General features: G+C 74.4%; 13 protein-coding genes and 1 pseudogene. 4 read left to right on the top strand and 10 right to left on the bottom strand.

What is annotated here, in order from left to right; translation table 11 throughout:
• Positions 1-83: 83 nt before the first annotated feature.
• The gene (locus tag D7223_RS23520) at positions 84-2,219 is read left to right on the top strand and encodes a transglycosylase domain-containing protein (protein WP_120730598.1); all 2,136 of its coding nucleotides are present in this window, start codon (positions 84-86) and stop codon (positions 2,217-2,219) included.
• Between the two features lie 6 nt (positions 2,220-2,225).
• Here D7223_RS23520 and D7223_RS23515 read toward each other — a convergent pair whose 3' ends face one another.
• Both D7223_RS23515 and D7223_RS23510 read right to left on the bottom strand, forming a co-directional pair.
• Positions 2,226-2,795 carry a GNAT family N-acetyltransferase gene (locus D7223_RS23515; protein WP_120730597.1) on the bottom strand — a complete coding sequence of 190 codons (570 nt, stop codon included), beginning with the start codon at positions 2,793-2,795 and terminating at the stop codon, positions 2,226-2,228.
• On the bottom strand, positions 2,792-4,201 hold the full coding sequence (locus D7223_RS23510) for a cobyrinic acid a,c-diamide synthase CobB (protein ID WP_120730596.1): 1,410 nt from the start codon (positions 4,199-4,201) through the stop codon (positions 2,792-2,794). The genes D7223_RS23515 and D7223_RS23510 overlap by 4 nt, the downstream gene beginning before the upstream one ends.
• Positions 4,202-4,401: 200 nt before the next feature.
• Here D7223_RS23510 and D7223_RS23505 point away from each other — a divergent pair, with 200 nt between their 5' ends.
• Positions 4,402-5,223: an SURF1 family cytochrome oxidase biogenesis protein gene (locus D7223_RS23505; RefSeq protein WP_238162180.1), complete on the top strand. Its 822-nt coding sequence runs from the start codon at positions 4,402-4,404 to the stop codon at positions 5,221-5,223.
• Between the two features lie 13 nt (positions 5,224-5,236).
• Here D7223_RS23505 and D7223_RS23500 read toward each other — a convergent pair whose 3' ends face one another.
• The 4 genes and pseudogenes from D7223_RS23500 to D7223_RS23485 form a co-directional block, all read right to left on the bottom strand.
• Positions 5,237-6,820, bottom strand: coding sequence for an ATP-dependent DNA ligase (locus tag D7223_RS23500; RefSeq protein ID WP_120730595.1), 1,584 nt, complete (start codon positions 6,818-6,820; stop codon positions 5,237-5,239).
• A gap of 277 nt (positions 6,821-7,097) precedes the next feature.
• Positions 7,098-7,304, bottom strand: a complete 207-nt coding sequence (locus D7223_RS23495; protein WP_120730594.1) for a hypothetical protein — start codon at positions 7,302-7,304, stop codon at positions 7,098-7,100.
• Positions 7,305-7,381: 77 nt separating this feature from the next.
• Positions 7,382-8,734 (bottom strand): dipeptidase, encoded by a 1,353-nt coding sequence (locus D7223_RS23490; protein ID WP_186832357.1) that lies wholly within the window; start codon positions 8,732-8,734, stop codon positions 7,382-7,384.
• Positions 8,727-9,526: pseudogene (locus D7223_RS23485) on the bottom strand (uridine kinase family protein); the annotation flags it as partial. The pseudogene D7223_RS23485 and the gene D7223_RS23490, both read right to left, overlap by 8 nt.
• Positions 9,527-9,550: 24 nt before the next feature.
• Here D7223_RS23485 and D7223_RS23480 point away from each other — a divergent pair.
• Positions 9,551-9,952 carry a rhodanese-like domain-containing protein gene (locus D7223_RS23480; protein WP_120730657.1) on the top strand — a complete coding sequence of 134 codons (402 nt, stop codon included), beginning with the start codon at positions 9,551-9,553 and terminating at the stop codon, positions 9,950-9,952.
• A gap of 8 nt (positions 9,953-9,960) precedes the next feature.
• Here D7223_RS23480 and D7223_RS23475 read toward each other — a convergent pair whose 3' ends face one another.
• The 4 genes from D7223_RS23475 to ssb form a co-directional block, all read right to left on the bottom strand.
• Entirely contained in the window at positions 9,961-10,560 is a 600-nt protein-coding gene (locus D7223_RS23475) for a hypothetical protein (protein WP_147252426.1), read from the bottom strand.
• 111 nt (positions 10,561-10,671) lie between these two features.
• On the bottom strand, positions 10,672-12,219 hold the full coding sequence (locus D7223_RS23470; protein ID WP_120730592.1) for a cobyric acid synthase: 1,548 nt from the start codon (positions 12,217-12,219) through the stop codon (positions 10,672-10,674).
• Positions 12,216-13,244 (bottom strand): cobalamin biosynthesis protein, encoded by a 1,029-nt coding sequence (locus D7223_RS23465; protein ID WP_120730591.1) that lies wholly within the window; start codon positions 13,242-13,244, stop codon positions 12,216-12,218. The genes D7223_RS23470 and D7223_RS23465 overlap by 4 nt, the downstream gene beginning before the upstream one ends.
• A 496-nt stretch (positions 13,245-13,740) precedes the next feature.
• The gene (gene ssb / locus D7223_RS23460; protein ID WP_120730590.1) at positions 13,741-14,619 is read right to left on the bottom strand and encodes a single-stranded DNA-binding protein; all 879 of its coding nucleotides are present in this window, start codon (positions 14,617-14,619) and stop codon (positions 13,741-13,743) included.
• Positions 14,620-14,923: 304 nt separating this feature from the next.
• Here ssb and D7223_RS23455 point away from each other — a divergent pair, with 304 nt between their 5' ends.
• Positions 14,924-15,340 carry an HPF/RaiA family ribosome-associated protein gene (locus D7223_RS23455; RefSeq protein ID WP_120730589.1) on the top strand — a complete coding sequence of 139 codons (417 nt, stop codon included), beginning with the start codon at positions 14,924-14,926 and terminating at the stop codon, positions 15,338-15,340.
• Positions 15,341-15,367 lie beyond the last annotated feature (27 nt).

Genomic DNA, 15,367 nt, shown 5'->3' with positions numbered 1-15,367 from the left:
GATCCCGGCGTGGGGCACGTCACCGCCCTCGGTGTTCATGAATATTTCTCTGGTATGAATCGGAAATGTCATAACTTGACGGGGTGAGTAATCGATCCCTCGCGTCCGCTGGTCGTCTCGTTCCCCTCCTCCGCGCCGGGCTGATCGCCGGCATCGTGGTAGCCGCCGTGGCGTACCCGGTGGCCGCCGCCACCGGCCTCGGCGCCAAGTTCACCGCGCACGCGCTGGAACACAAAACCAAGATCCTGGCCACCGCCCTGCCCGCCGAGACGTCATACCTGTACGCGCCGGACGGGCGGACGGTGCTGACCATGTTCTACGAGGAGTACCGGCAGTACACGAAGCTGTCGGACATGTCGCCGAACATCCAGCAGGCGATCGTGGCCGCCGAGGACAACCGCTTCTACCAGCACCGGGGCGTCGACCCGAAGGGTGTCGCCCGGGCCTTCGTCGCCAACGCCCGCTCCAGCGGGGTCTCCCAGGGCGCGTCCACGCTCACCATGCAGTACGTCCGGATGGCCCTGCGGGACAGCGCCACGACGCCGAAGGAGGTGCAGGAGGCCACCCAGCAGACCAGCGTGCGCAAGGTCCGGGAGATGCGGATGGCGCTCGACCTGGAGAAGGAGTTGAGCAAGGAGCAGATCCTGGAGCGCTACCTCAACTCCGCGTACTTCGGGCACCGCGCGTACGGCATCTACGCGGCCAGCGAGATCTTCTTCTCCAAGACGCCCAAGGACCTCACCCCGGTCGAGGCGGCCACCCTGGCCGGGCTGGTCAAGTCCCCCTCCGAGTACGACCCGGCGAGCTCCGACCAGAAGGACGCCACCGCCCGGCGCAACTACGTGCTGGACAACATGACCCGGCTCGGCTACCTCTCCCCCGACGCGACCGCGGCGGCGAAGGGCCAACCGATCCGGCTCAAGCTCAGCTACCCGTCCAACGACTGCGCCTCGGTGCCGGAGAAGTGGAACAGCTGGGGCTTCGTCTGTGACTACGTCAAGAACTGGTGGAGCGCCCAGCCGGCTTTCGGGGAGAACCGGCTGGAGCGGTTGGACAAGCTGCGCCGGGGCGGCTACCGGATCGTGCTGAGCCTGGACCCGAAGGTCCAGGAGGCCGCCGAGAAGAACGTCGGCACCAAGGAGAACACGGGCAGCCCGTTCGCCAACGGCATCGTGGTCTCCGAGCCGGGCACCGGGCGGGTCAAGGCGATGGCGGTGAACCGGACCTACTCCCTGGACCTCAGCGAGAACGGACCGAGTTCCAACCCGGAGGCCGGACCGAAGATCAAGGCCAACTACCCGAACACGGTGGCACCGCTGCTCGGCGGCGGCACGCTGCCCGGCTACCAGGCCGGGTCGACCTTCAAGATGTTCCCCATGCTGGCCGCGCTCGACGCCGGCATGCCGCTGTCCACCGAGTTCAACGCCCCGTACCGCTACAAGTCCGACGTCTTCGACGGCTGGGCGCCGTCCAACGCCAGCGGGGCGATGACCGGCCGGCAGACCATGTGGTCCGCGTTCGGCAAGTCGGTCAACACGTACTGGGTGTGGCTGGAGGAACAGATCGGCGCGGACAAGGGGGTCCACCTCGCCGAGCAGCTCGGGCTGCGCTGGCGCACCGACGTGGACAAGGACCAGGCGTCGCCGGCGAAGGCCAAGAAGTGGGGCGCGTTCACCCTGGGCGTCTCCGACGCCACCCCGCTGGAGATGGCCAACGCGTACGCCGCCATCGCCGCCGACGGCCGGTACTGCGAGGCCATCCCGGTGCAGGGGATCTACAACCGGGACGGCACGCCGGCCATGTACCGGACCGCCTCCGGCATCGAACGCGAGGTCGCCAAGCCCCGCTGCCGGCAGGTCGTCAACGCCGACGCCGCCCGGGCGGCCACCGACGCCGCCCGCTGCCCGACCGGGGACACCCCGGCCCGGGGAAGCTGCGGCGGCTGGTCGACGGCGGACAGCGTACGCGGAACGGTGGGCCGGCCGGTCGCCGGCAAGACCGGCACCACGGACAGCACCCGGTCGGCCTGGTTCGTCGGCTACACCCCGGAACTGGCGGCGGCCAGCTTCATCTCCGACCCGGACAACCCGTTCAACGCCGTCGGCGACGGCCAGTCCCAGATCCCGATCAAGGCCGTCTCGCAGACCCTGCGCGACGCCCTGAAGGGACAGCCCACCCGCCAGTTCACCCCGCCCTCGGACGCCATGGTCGGGGGCTGACCGGGCTCAGCGCAGGTCGGCGGCGACCAGGGACCACAGTTCCAGGTCCACCCGGGCACCACGGACGTAACCGGCGTTGCGCAGCAGCCCCTCGTAGCTGAAGCCGGCCTTCTCGGCCACCCGCCGGGAAGCCACGTTGCCAGGGGCCACCCGCAGCTCGACGCGCTGCAACCCGTGCTCCAGGATCAGCGCGATGGCCAGCGCGTCGACCGCCTCGGCGGCCAGGCCGAAGCCCCGGGCGTGCGGCGCCATCGCGTACGACACCTCGGTGCACCGGGCGCCCCAGTCGGTGCGCCGGGTCCACAGGCAGCCGACCACCCGGTCGTCCTCCCGGCGCAGCACCGCGTAGTGGTCGCCGTCGCCGCTGTCGCGGCGCTGCCGGGCCAGGTCGGTGCACCAGGCGAGACCGTCGATCTGGCCACTCTCGTCGGCCACCGGGAGCCACCGTTGCGTCTGCCGGTCGGCGAAGATCTCGTCGGCCGCCTTCGCGTCCGCCGCCACCAGCGGCCGGACCTCGGTACGCGGTGTCGAGACGGTCAGCGCCGGAAACCGGCGGACCGCCACCTGACCGATCACGCCGGAACCCCGCCGGGCCGCGGCGCCGCCACCGGTTCGACCATCGCCCGCGCCGCCGCCTCGACCAGCCGCACGGCCACCCCGGGGTGGGCGGCCCAGTGCGGCACCAGCTGCGAGGCGTGCACGCCCCGCCACACGAAGCCCTCCGGCGTGCCGCCGTCCCAGCTCCACGCCGCCCGCTGCCCGGCGCGCGGTGACAGCACCGCCCGGTGCTCCTTGTGCCCGGTGACCACCGCGCCGGTCGCCGCGACCACGCTGTCGGTCTGGGCGGTGGCGGTGCGGTAGCCGACGACCAGGCCGTCCCGGCTGGCGCCGACCGCGTCCAGCACACCGCACATGGGCAGCCCGTCCAGATCCCGGGCCAGCCAGAGCAGGCCGGCGCCCTCGGCGATCACCGGCCGGCCGGTGCGGGCCAGCTCGGCGACCGCGATGCAGAGCCGGCGGTTGGCGGAGAGCTGCTCCGCGTAGGACTCGGGCAGGCCGCCGCCGACCACCAGCGCCCGTGTCCCGGCGGGCAGCGCCTCGTCGTGCAGCGGGTCGACGGTGACGACCTCGGCCCCGGCGGCGCGCAGCAGCTCGGTCGTCTCCACGTGGCTGTAGTTGCCGCCCGCGCCGCCGGCGATCGCCACCAGCGGCCGGTCACCGGCGAACGGACCCCCGGCGGCGGTCACCTCGGCCTCCGGCGACCACCCGGACGCGGGCAGCGGCGGCGCGGAACGGGCCAGCCCGAGCAGCCGCTCCAGGTCCACCGTCGCGGCCACCGCCTCGCCGAGCCGGCGGACCGCCCGGCCCGCCTCGCCGGTGCCGCCGAGTACCGGCACCAGCCCGTGCCGGCGGGCCGGCAGCACCGGCGGCAGGTCCTGGCGGCGCAACGCGCCGTAGACCGGGATGCCGATGTCGTCGAGCGCCTCGCGCAGCAACGCCTCGTGCCGGGTGGACGCCACCCGGTTGAGGATCACCCCACCGAGCCAGAGCTGCTCGTCGTAGGCGCGGAACCCGTGCACCAGGGCGGCCACCGACTGCCCCATGGCACCGACGTCGACCACCATCACGACGGGGCTGCGCAGCGCGGTGGCGACCGCGGCCGTGGACTCGGTCTCCGGGCGGCCGGCGAGCGAGTCGTAGAGCCCCATGCTTCCCTGGACCACGGCGAGCCCCACGCCCTCGGCACCGTGGGCGAACAGCGGGACGACCCGGTCGGCGCCGGTCAGCCGCGGGTCGATCGTGCGACCGGGGCGGCCGGCGGCCAGCCCGAGGTAGCCGGCGTCGACCTGGTCCGGACCGACCTTGAAGCCGGCGACGTCGAGCCCCCGGTCGGCGACGGCGGCGAGCAGCCCGATCGCCAACGCGTTCGTGCCGTGCCCGGAGGACGGCGCGCTGAGCACCAGGCGGGGCACGACGGTCATCCTCGACTCCTCGCAGGCGGTGGTAGCTAGGCGGGCGGACCTGGGACGGTCCGCCCGCGTGACGATAGCGGACCGGCCCGACGGCGGAGGGCGCCGGACAGGAAGATCGTCGATGCGGGGACGACACCCGTCCGACCGGGGCGTACCGGACCGGGGTCGTCCCGGAAGGCGGCCCGGGTCGTCGGGGTAACCTCGTCGTCGTGTACCGGTTCCTGCTGACCCCGCGCTGGCTGGGAATTCTCGCGCTGACCCTGGTCGCCGCGGTGGTGATGGTGCTGCTCGGCAACTGGCAGCTGGACCGCTACCACGGTCGTACGGAGATCAACGAGCGGATCGACGCGGGCCAGCGGATGGCCCCGGTGCCGCTGCGCGACGCGCTGGCAACGCCACCCGGCGGACCGGGCAGCCTCGGGCCGGCGCCGGCCGAGGAGAAGACCTGGACCAAGGCCACCGCCACCGGCCGCTACGACGCCTCCAACGTGATCCTGGTCCGGGGCCGTTCGGTGGAACGCCGGGTCGGCTTCGAGGTGCTCACCCCGCTGGTGCTCGCCGACGGCACGGCCGTCCTGGTGAACCGGGGCTGGATCCCGCCGGCGCCGGGCGGCGACGCCACCGCCCAGCCGGCGGTGCCGGCCACCCCCTCCGGCGAGGTGACGGTGGCCGGTCGGGTGCGCACCGGCGAGGAGGGCGCGGGCGCGGTGACCCGGCGCGACGGCCGGCTGGAGAGCCGCCGCATCGACCTGCCCCGGCTGGCGCGGGAGCTGCCCTACCCGGTGCACGGCGGTTACCTGCTCCTGGACGAGCAGACCCCGACGGCGGACCCGGCGTTCGTCGCCGTGCCGGTCGGGCACGCCAACAACTGGCAGAACCTCGGCTACGTCGTGCAGTGGTGGATCTTCGCGGTGATGTCGCTGTTCGGCTACGGCTGGGCCGCCCGCCGGGAGGCCCGCCGCCGCTCCGGCGCGCTCGGGGAAGCATCCGCCGACCGGGCAGCCGAGCCGGCCACCCCCGGCCCGGCCTGACCGGCGCGGTCACTCAGCCGGTGGGCCGGCCGGCGTGGATGGCGCGGACGGCGTCGATCGTGTCGGCCTCGGCGGCGGACTTGTCGTCGCGGTAGCGCACCACCCGGGCGAAGCGCAGCGCCATCCCGCCCGGGTAACGGGAGCTGGTCTGCACCCCGTCGAAGGCGATCTCGACCACCTGCTCCGGGCGGACCCGGACCACCCAGTCGCCGCGCTCGACGGCGAGGCCGAGGAACCGCTCGGTCTGCCAGCGCAGCAGCTCGTCGGTGAGCCCCTTGAACGTCTTGCCGAGCATGACGAAGTCACCGGTGCGCGGGTCGCGGGCCCCCAGGTGCAGGTTGGAGAGCCAGCCCTGCCGGCGCCCGCTGCCCCACTCCACGGCGAGCACCACCAGGTCGAGGGTGTGCCGGGGCTTGACCTTCACCCACGCGGCACCGCGCCGGCCCGCGTCGTAGGGCGCGTCGGGTGCCTTCACCACCACACCCTCCTGCCCGGCGTCGATCGCCGCCGCGAAGGCCGCGCCGGCCCGCTCCGGGTCGTCCACCTCGATCCGGCCGACCAGCATCGACGCGTCGACCGCGCCGCCCAGCGCCGCCCACCGCTCGCGGCCGGGCCGGTCGATCAGGTCGTCGCCGTCGAGGTGCAGCAGGTCGAAGAAGTACGGCGTGAGCACCGTCGCGCCGGTCGTCTCGGCGGCGGCCCGCACCGCCGGGGCGACCGTGGCGCCGCCGGTGGTGCTGGGCGTGGTGCGCCGGGCGGCCCGGCTGGACGTCTGCTGGAAGGGCAGCGGCCGACCGGTCGCGTCCAGCCCGATCGCCTCCCCGTCGAGCACAAGTTCACGGGCCGGCAGGGCCCGCACCGCGGCCACCACCTCGGGCACCCGGGCGGTGATGTCGTCCAGGCTGCGGGTGAACACGGCGATGTCCGCGCCGGAGCGGTGCACCTGGATCCGGATGCCGTCGAGTTTCACGTCGACCACGGCCGGCGTGCCGGTGGCGGCCAGCGCCTCGTCCACCGAGGGCGCGCTCTGCGCCAGCATCGGCGCCAACGGCCGACCCACCTGGAGGCCGAACGCGGCCAGCGCCGCCGCGCCGCCGTCGAGCGCGGCCACCGCGACCGCCCGCAGGTCGCCGGCGAGCAGGAGCGCCCGGCGTACGACGGCAGCCGGCACCTCGGCGGCCCGCGCCACGGCGTCGGCGAGCAGCCCCGCCTGGGCCCCCTGCCGCAGCTCCCCGCTGAACAGCGCGGTCAGCAGCCGCTGCTCCTCGGCGGTCGCCGCGCCGTAGAGCGCGTGCAGCAGCGCCCGCCGTCGGGCCTGCGAGCCGGCACCCCGCACACCGGCGATCTCCTCGATCGCCGCGTCCACCGCGGCCACGGTCAGCGTGGGCGTGTCGGCCGGCGGGGGCAGGTCGCGCAGGCTCGCCCAGCCCACCCCAGTCTGCCGCTGGCGCAGCTCACCGGCGAGGTAGCCCGAGCCGGGCGCGACCTCGTCCGGCGCCAGCCGGCGCAGGGCGTCGGCGAGCAGCTCCACCTTGGCGCGCCGGCCGCTGGTGGCGCCGACGGCGGCGGAGGTGGCTGACAGGTCCAGGAACCGCACGGGCCCATCCTGCCAGCCACCCCCGACACCACCCGGGCATTGCCGTGCCCGGGTCGCCCCTCGCCGCGCGGCGGACCGGCTCGTCCGCCCGGTCGGCCGGTCACCGGCGCGGTGCGGGCCCGGCCGCTCCGCGCTCGTCCGACCGGCCCGCACGGGCACCGATCACGTCCTGTGCCTGCACTGCCACGCACACAACCGGGCGTGCGGTCGCGCCGCGCACCTGGGCCGGCGGTGGCACCGGCAAACGACGACCGGCCCCGGCGTGGGCCGGGGCCGGTCAGACCGGTACGGGTTCCTCGATGCGCAGGCCCCGGGCGCGGACCTCGTCGGCGACCCGGGACAGCAGAGTGTCCAGCGCGACCAGGGCCGCGGACAGCTCACCGAGCTGTTCCTTCAGCGTGTCCTCGGGCCACGCGGAGACGTCGACGTCTCCCAGAGCGCTGACGGCGGCTTCCAGCCGGGCGATGACCTCGTTCGTACTCATGTTCGAAAGGCTATAACAGCCCCTCGCCCGACACACCGCAAACTCCCAGATGAACCGGGAAGTTATGGTTCCGACACCTACCGCCGGTTCGTACCCGTCCGGGCCACGTTGGCCAGCAACAACGCCTCGGCGAGGCACACCCGGGCGAACTCGCCCAGGTGCAGGCTCTCGTTCGGGCCGTGCGCCCGCGCGTGCGGGTCCTCCACCCCGGTCACCAGGATCGCGGCCTGCGGGAACATCTCCTGGAAGGTGGCGATGAACGGGATCGAGCCGCCGATGCCGACGTCCACCGGCTCGGTGCCGTCCCAGGCCGCGCGGAAGGCCGAGCGGGCGGCGTCGAACATCGGGCCGGACGCGTCGATGACGCACGGGTCGCCGTCGTGCTCCAGGGTCACCGTCACCTGCGCGCCCCACGGCGCGTGCTTCGCCAGGTGGTCCCGCACCGCCGCGTACGCCCGCTTGGGGTCGTCGCCCGGCGCGAGCCGTACGCTCAGCTTCGCCTTCGCGGTCGGGACCAGGGCGTTCGGCGCCTCGCCGGTGGCCGGGGCGTCGATGCCGAGAACGGCGACCGCCGGCTTCGTCCAGATCCGGTCGGTGATCCGGCCGGTGCCGATGAAACCCACGCCCTCGGCCAGCCCGGCCTCGACCCGGATCCGGTCCTCCGGGTAGTCGACGCTCGCGCCCTCCTTGGCGACCAGGCCGTCCACCGCCACGTCACCCGCGTCGTCGTGCAGGGTGGCGAGCAGCCGCACCAGGGCGGTGAGCGCGTCCGGCACCGCGCCGCCGAACATGCCGCTGTGCACGGCGTGGTCGAGGGTACGGATCTCGACGAAGCAGTTGACGATGCCGCGCAGCGAGGTGGTCAGCGCCGGTACGCCGATGTCCCAGTTGCCGGAGTCGGCGATCACGATGACGTCCGAGGCGATCTCGTCCCGGTGCTCGTCGAGAAGCCGCTCCAGGGAGTCGGAGCCGAACTCCTCCTCCCCCTCGATGAACAGCACCACGCCGACCGGGAGCGCGTCACCGAACGCCCGCAGCGCGGCCACGTGCGCCATGATGCCGGCCTTGTCGTCGGCGGCACCCCGGGCGTAGAGCCGGCCGTCCCGCTCGACCGGTTCGAACGGGTCCGACTCCCACAGCGCCCGGTCGCCGACCGGCTGGACGTCGTGGTGGGCGTAGAGCAGCACGGTCGGCGCGCCCGCCGGCGCGGCCTTCTTCCCGATCACCGCCGGCTGGCCGCCGGAGCGCACGATCTCGACGTCGAGGCCGCAGCCGCGCAGCAACTCGGCGACCGCCTCGGCGGAGCGCTCCACGTGCGAGTGGTCGAAGCCGTCGAACGCGATGCCGGGGATGCGGACGAGGCGTTCCAGGTCGGCACGGACGCCGGGCATCTCCCGCTCGACGGCGGCCCGCAGGTCGGACTCGGACATGATCGGTGTGGTCATGACCGGCATCGTATGACGGCCTTACCGGCACCGTCCGCTCGCTGTGCTGTCCCCCGCAGGCACACGTGGTAGCGGGCGGCGTCGTGCGGCAGCGTCGGCGCCCCGTCCACCACCAGGTCCGCCCGCGCCTCGGTGCCGTCCGCCGCGAAGTGGGCCCGCTCGCCGTCGTGCCAGCGCCGCAGGTCCGGCAGGATCCCGGGGCCGTCCCGCCGGACCGCCCGGTCGAGTCGCAGCGCGGCCGGCGCGGTGACGAAGACCGCCAGGCTCAGGTCCGGGCCCGCCGCCGCCCGTGCCGCGCTCACCCCCTCCACGATCAGCACCGGCGTCACCGGCACCGGGACCGGTCGGGGCAGGAAGTGGTGCCGCACCCAGCTGTACCGGTGGTAGGACCCCGGCCGCCCGGCCCGCAGCGGTCCGAGCACCTGCTCCTCCAGTCGCGCCCAGAAGGTGAGCTGGTCGTCCCACCCGTCGAGCAGGTCGTCGGTGTGCACCACCGCCGGTGGCGCACCGTTGGGCAGCGCCGCGACGGCGTCCGCGAGCCGCGCCGCGAACACGCTCTTGCCCGCGCCGCTCGGCCCGTCCACCGCCACCAGCCGGGTCCGCCCCAACCGCGCGGGCCGGGCGCACACCCGGCGCGCGAGCTGGGCGTACGCCTGGAGGACCGCGACCGTCACGCCGCCGACGGTAACCGGCGGGCCCGTCCCTCGACGGCGCGGCGTCGCCCGTTCGGGCGGGAGCGGGCGTTCCCGTCGCGCGGCGAGTGCCGGGCCGGGCAGGATCTCAAGCGTGTCCCACAGCGTGATGAGTCCGGGCGTCGACGCCCTGTTGGAGCAGGCCCGAGCCGGGGTTCGCCGGCTGACTCCGGAGCAGACCGTCGAGGCGGTCCGTGCCGGTGCGTTGCTGATCGACACCCGCACCGACGCGCAGCGTCGCGAGCAGGGCGACCTGCCCGGCGCGATCGTCGTGGACCGGACGGTCCTGGAGTGGCGGCTGGACCCGGCGAGCGCGTGGCGGATCCCGGAGGCGACCGGGTACGACATGGAGGTCGTCGTGGTGTGCCGCCAGGGCTACAGCTCCAGCCTGGCGGTGGCCAGTCTCCGCGCGCTGGGCCTGCACCGGGCCACCGACGTCATCGGCGGCGTGGAGGCGTGGCGGGCGGCCGGCCTACCGATGTCCGACCGCCCCGCCGACGTCCGCCCCTGAGGCCCGGGTCAGCCCTGCATCAGCTGCAGGACCTCGGTCGCGTACGCCACCAGGACCGACCGGACCGCCTCGTCGTCCGGCACCGACTCGTCGAAGGACTTGAGCATGAGGCCGACGGTGGCGGTGCCCCGGTCGACCGTGAGCGTGTCGAGTCGGGACTCGGCCGGTAATCCCTCGTCCGGTGCGCCGTCCCGGCGAAACGGGGAGCCGAGCAGGATGCTCGCACCCTCTCCCAACTCCGGCACGTCGCGCCAGCGGCGCGCCGCGCTCCCGGTGGGAGCGGGCTCCGACGGCTGGTCGGTGGGCCGGTCCACCGACGTGTGGACGTCCACCGAGTAGAGCCGGATGTTGTCCGGCACGCCCGCGGCGACGACGCACTTCCGGTTCGTGCCGTTCCGCTGGTACTCCGGGAAGTACCTGATCCGGACCGGCTGCCCGACGCGCTCGGTCAACCAACCGTGGTCAAGCTTCGCGCAGAGATCGTCCACCTGGCGGTAGGCGACCGACGGGGGGTCCGGCTGCGCGGGCGCGGCCCGGTCGGCGCAGCCGACCAGGGTGAAGGAGAGCAGAAGCACGGCGGCCCGACGTCGGGCAGCGGGATTGATCACCGGCGAATGGTCGCACAGCCCCGGCGCCCCGCACCGACCCGTTTGTCCCGGCCGGGCTTCTCCCTGGCCGTGGGGCCGGCCCGTTTCTCCGGCCGGCCGGATGGACCGGGCCTAGCCGGTCGGACTCGGCGCGCCGGGCGGGACGAACGGCAGGCCGGCGGGCGGACCGGACTCGACCAGACGCCACAGCGCGTCGGTGTCCAGGTGTTCCTCGACGAGGTCGCCGAGCAGGTCCAGGGACCGCTCCCGGGCGGCGGCGAACTCGGTGTCCGGGGCCACCCGGAACCCGGTACGCCCGGCCAGCCGGGCCGCCTCGGTGAGGAACCTCCGGCGGAACTCGTCGGACTCGAAGGCGCCGTGCCAGTGGGTGCCGTGTACCGCCCCGACCACCGCGCCCTCGCCGGTGCCGTCGGCCCGGGTCAGCAACGGGGTGAGGTCCTCCGCGGCGGACGAGACGTACCCGTGGCGGATCTCGTAGCCGCGTACCGGCACGTCACCGGCCGCCGTGCCGGCCGACTGGCGGACCGTCTTGCGCGGATCGAAGGTGATCTCGACGGGCAGCAGGCCCAGCCCCGGCACGCTCCCCCGCCGGCTCTCCACCGGGTCGTGGATCGCCCGTCCCAGCATCTGGAACCCGCCGCAGATGCCGAGCAGCGGCTTGCCGGCGGCGGCGTGCGCCAGCACGGCGTCGGCCAGCCCGCTCTCCCGCAGCCAGGCCAGGTCCGCCACCGTCGACTTCGAGCCGGGCAGCACCACCAGGTCGGCGGCGGCGAGTTCGGCCGGCTCGACGGTGAGCCGGACCCGTACGCCGGGTTCGGTGGCGAGCGCCTCCACGTCGGTGGCGTTGCTGATCCGGGGCAGCCGGACCACCGCCACGTCCAGCCAGTCGGTGCCGCGTGGTGCCGCCGGCCGGCCCAGCACCCGCCCGTACGCCAGCGAGTCCTCCGCGTCCAGCCACAGGTCGAGCGACCAGGGCAGCACCCCGTACGTGGGGCGGCCGGTGATCTGCCCCAGCATGTCCAGGCCCGGCTGGAGCAGCCCGAGGTCGCCCCGGAACTTGTTGATCACGAAGCCGGCGACGAGCGCCTGGTCGGCCGGGTCCAGCAGCGCCAGGGTGCCGAACATCGAGGCGAACACGCCGCCCCGGTCGATGTCGCCGACCACGATGGTGGGCAGGCCGGCGTGCCGGGCCAGTCCCATGTTCACGTAGTCGCCGGCCCGCAGGTTGATCTCCGCCGGGCTGCCCGCCCCCTCGCAGACCACCACGTCGTACGCGGCCCGCAGTTCGGCCAGGGCCGCGTACGCGGTCTCCGCCAGCCGGGGCCGCAGCGTGCGGAAGCTGTCCGCGGTGATCGTGTCGACGGCCTCGCCGAGCAGCACCACCTGGCTGGACAGGTCACTGCCCGGCTTGAGCAGCACCGGGTTGAACCGCAGGTCCGGCGCGAGCCCGCACGCCGCCGCCTGCATCGCCTGGGCCCGGCCGATCTCCCCGCCGCGCCCGTCCGGCCCGACCACGACGGCCGAGTTGTTGGACATGTTCTGCGCCTTGAACGGCGCCACCTTCACGCCCCGCCGGTGCAGCCACCGGCAGATCCCGGCGGTCAGCACGCTCTTGCCGGCGTCGGAGGTGGTGCCGGCGACGAGTAGCCCGCCGCTCACCGTGCGCCCACCCGGTCGGGCGTCGGGCCCGCTGCCCCCGCGATACGCCGGACCACGGCGGCCCGGGCGTGGCGGCCGGCGGCGTCGAGCAGCCGGCCGACCGTCAGTGGATACGTCGCGGCCACCGCCAGCGCGGCCAGCCCGACCGCCCCGGAGATCCGGGCCGCCCGACGGAGGTGCCGGGCCTCGGGGCGGGGGCCGTCACCGAGGTACGGGCGCACCTCGGACCGACCGAAGTAGACGTTGCGCCCGCCGAGCCGCACGCCCAGCGCCCCGGCCATCGCCGCCTCGCACTGGCCGGCGTTCGGGCTGGGATGGTCGTCCCGGTCCCGCCGCCACACCTGCCAGGCGCGCTCACGGTCCCCGTCGGCGACCGGTGCGACCGCGATCGTGAGCAGACCGGTGAGCCGGGCGGGCAGCAGGTTGAGCAGGTCGTCGAGGCGCGCCGCCGGGGTGCCGAACCGCGCGTAGCGCGGTGACCGGTGCCCCACCATCGCGTCGAGCGTGTTCGCCGCCCGATATCCCAGCAGACCCGGCAGACCGGCGACCGCACCCCAGAACAGCGGGGCGACGACCGCGTCGGAGGTGTTCTCGGCGACCGACTCGACGGTGGCGCGGGCCAGTTCGGCCTCGTCCAGCGCCGACGGGTCCCGGCCGCAGAGGTTGCCGAGCCGCTGCCGCGCGGCGGGCAGGTCGCCCTTGCGCAGCTTGCGGCCCATCACGGTGGCCTCGCGCCGCAGCGTACGACCGCCGAGCACGGTCCACGTGGCGGTGGCGACCAGCGCCGCCCGGACCACCGGTCGGTTGCGGGTGGCGATCGTGGCGGCCACGCCGAGCAGCACCGGGCCGCCGACGGCCAATCCGGTGTAGGCCGCGCCAGCAACCCGGTCCGGCCGGTAGACCCGCCGTTCCAGGGCGGAGGCGGCCCGGCCGAAACCGGCCACCGGGTGCCCGCGACGCGGGTCGCCGAGCAGCGCGTCCAGCGCGTAACCGGCGAGCAGCCCCACCGTCGTCGCCATTGGCATCCCCTGCCGCACCGGCCATCACCTCCGGCCGGCCAGCCTATCCGAGCCGCCCGGCCGGCCCGGTCCGACCAGCGGCACGCGCTCCCCACCGCGGCCCGCCCCCGCTCCCCCACCCGACCGCGCGTCCCCGCTCCCCCACCCGACCGCGCGTCCCCGCTCCGAAGGCCAACCCGTGGGTCCACCTGCCGGGAGCATCCGTCCACATCCCGCCAGCAGAGGTGCTCCTTCCCTCAACTTCCCCGATGTCGCGGCATCCGACCGCCTGGAACACCACGGTTCCAGTGAACTCGTGTCGATCTTGGCCGTCCGCCCCTCCCCGTCCTTCCGGGTCGAGGGGTATGGGGCGCGACCGGGTGAAGGTGCGGCGAACGCCGGGGTGGCGGCGACACTGCCGCCGCCACCCCGCCCCCGTTCCACCACCTGCACGCGAGATCTGGTCCGACGGCCGGCCAGCGGACCCTCCGGTCACGCCGGCAGCCGCACCCGGACCCTCCGGTCACGCCGGCTGCGGCGCCCGTCCCCGGCTCCGCCGGCCCCGTCCGGTCGGCGGACCGGCGGGCCCACTGTCCGGCACCGGCTCCAGTTCCCCGTCAGCACCCGTCGGGTCCGCCGAGTCAGCGCCCGACGGGCCGGACGAGGAGCCCGCGCCGGACAACGAGCCGGTGCCGGACAACGAGCCGGTGCCGGACAGCGAGCCCGGGCCGGACAGCGAGCCCGGGCCGACCGGGACGGCCAGGACACTCTCCGCGAGATCGGTCAGGACGTCCTCGCGGGGGCCGTCCAACTCGCCCGACTCCTCGTCGTCCAGGTCGTCCGCCTCGTCGCCGAACGGCTCGCCGACCCCGGGAAAGCGGGACCCGCCGAAGCCGAGCCCGGACAGCTCGAAGTCGTCGTCGAGCGGCCGGTCGTCGAGCACGGCCGGAGCCTCGCCCTGCGGTACCGACTCGGTCGGCTCACCGTGCACCCGCTGCTCGGCCTCGGCGTCCTGCACGGTGCTGGTCGACATGGTCGGCCGGTTACGCAGGAAGCGACCCCGCCCGCGGGACAGGTCGTGGCCCACCGCGACCGCTTCCAGCTCGTAGAGGGTGCGGTGGTTGCCCGCGTCATCGGTCCAGTCGCGGGTGTAGAGGCGGCCGCACACCACCACCGGGTCGCCGACCATCACCGAGGCGGCCACCCCCTCGGCGAGCTTCCGCCAGCAGTTGACCCGCACGCGCAGGCTGTTGCCGTCGACCCAGCGACCGCTGTCGCGGTCGAGCCGGCGGGCGGTGGAGGCGACCTTGAAGTTGGCCACCAGGGTGTTGCTCTGGGTGGTGCGGCGCCACTCGGGCGCGGTGAGCACGTTGCCCACGATCGTGACGTACGTGTCGAACATCGTCCCTCCAGGGGGAGATCGGGCCTGCCATCGCGAGTCGACTCGCCACCGAGCCTGAACACCCGGCGGGGCCGACGCGAGCCCCGGTGATCGATCTGTGGACAACCAGACCGCCTGTGGACAAAGCCCTGATCAAGGCGCTGGTGTGCTACAGGCCGGGGGATGCCCGAACGGTCGCGCGATCGTCACGTTCCGGATCGGACCGGGCTGGGTATGTCTTTGATCAACCGAACCGCGACAGCACCACGAACGAAGGGTCAGCGATCATGACTATGACCATCACCGGCACCGGTCGGGTGCAGCGATGAGCGCCGTGACCAACCCGGCCACCGTGGCGGAGTGCCTGCGGGTCGGCGCGGGGTTCTCGCAGGGTGACCGGAACTGGATCGCCGAGCAGTTCGCCACGCTGGACTCCCGGCTCGCCGGCTTCCACGCCGACGCCACCGAGCTGGAGGTGTCGGTCAAGGACCGCGAGGCCAAGGGGCAGAAGGTCACCCTGGAGTGCTGGGTCGCCGGCCGGCAGAAGATCGTCACCACCTCCGCCGAGGAGGACCTGCACGCCGCACTGAACGACGTGCGCGACGACCTGCGGCGGCGGCTCAACGACGCGAAGACCCGGCAGGAGCCGCGGAACAACAAGCACCTGCGGGAGGTCCCGCCGCCGGTCGTCGCGGCCGAGGATGACACCGACCCGGCCCGCGCGGACGCCGAGACCGCCTGAGACGCGGACCACCGAGGCGTACGCCGC

It is taken from the genome of Micromonospora endolithica (assembly GCF_003626595.1).
In the GTDB taxonomy this organism is placed as follows: domain Bacteria; phylum Actinomycetota; class Actinomycetes; order Mycobacteriales; family Micromonosporaceae; genus Micromonospora; species Micromonospora endolithica.
Note: the sequence above shows the minus strand (reverse complement) of the source record. Positions and strands in the feature narration are given on the sequence as shown.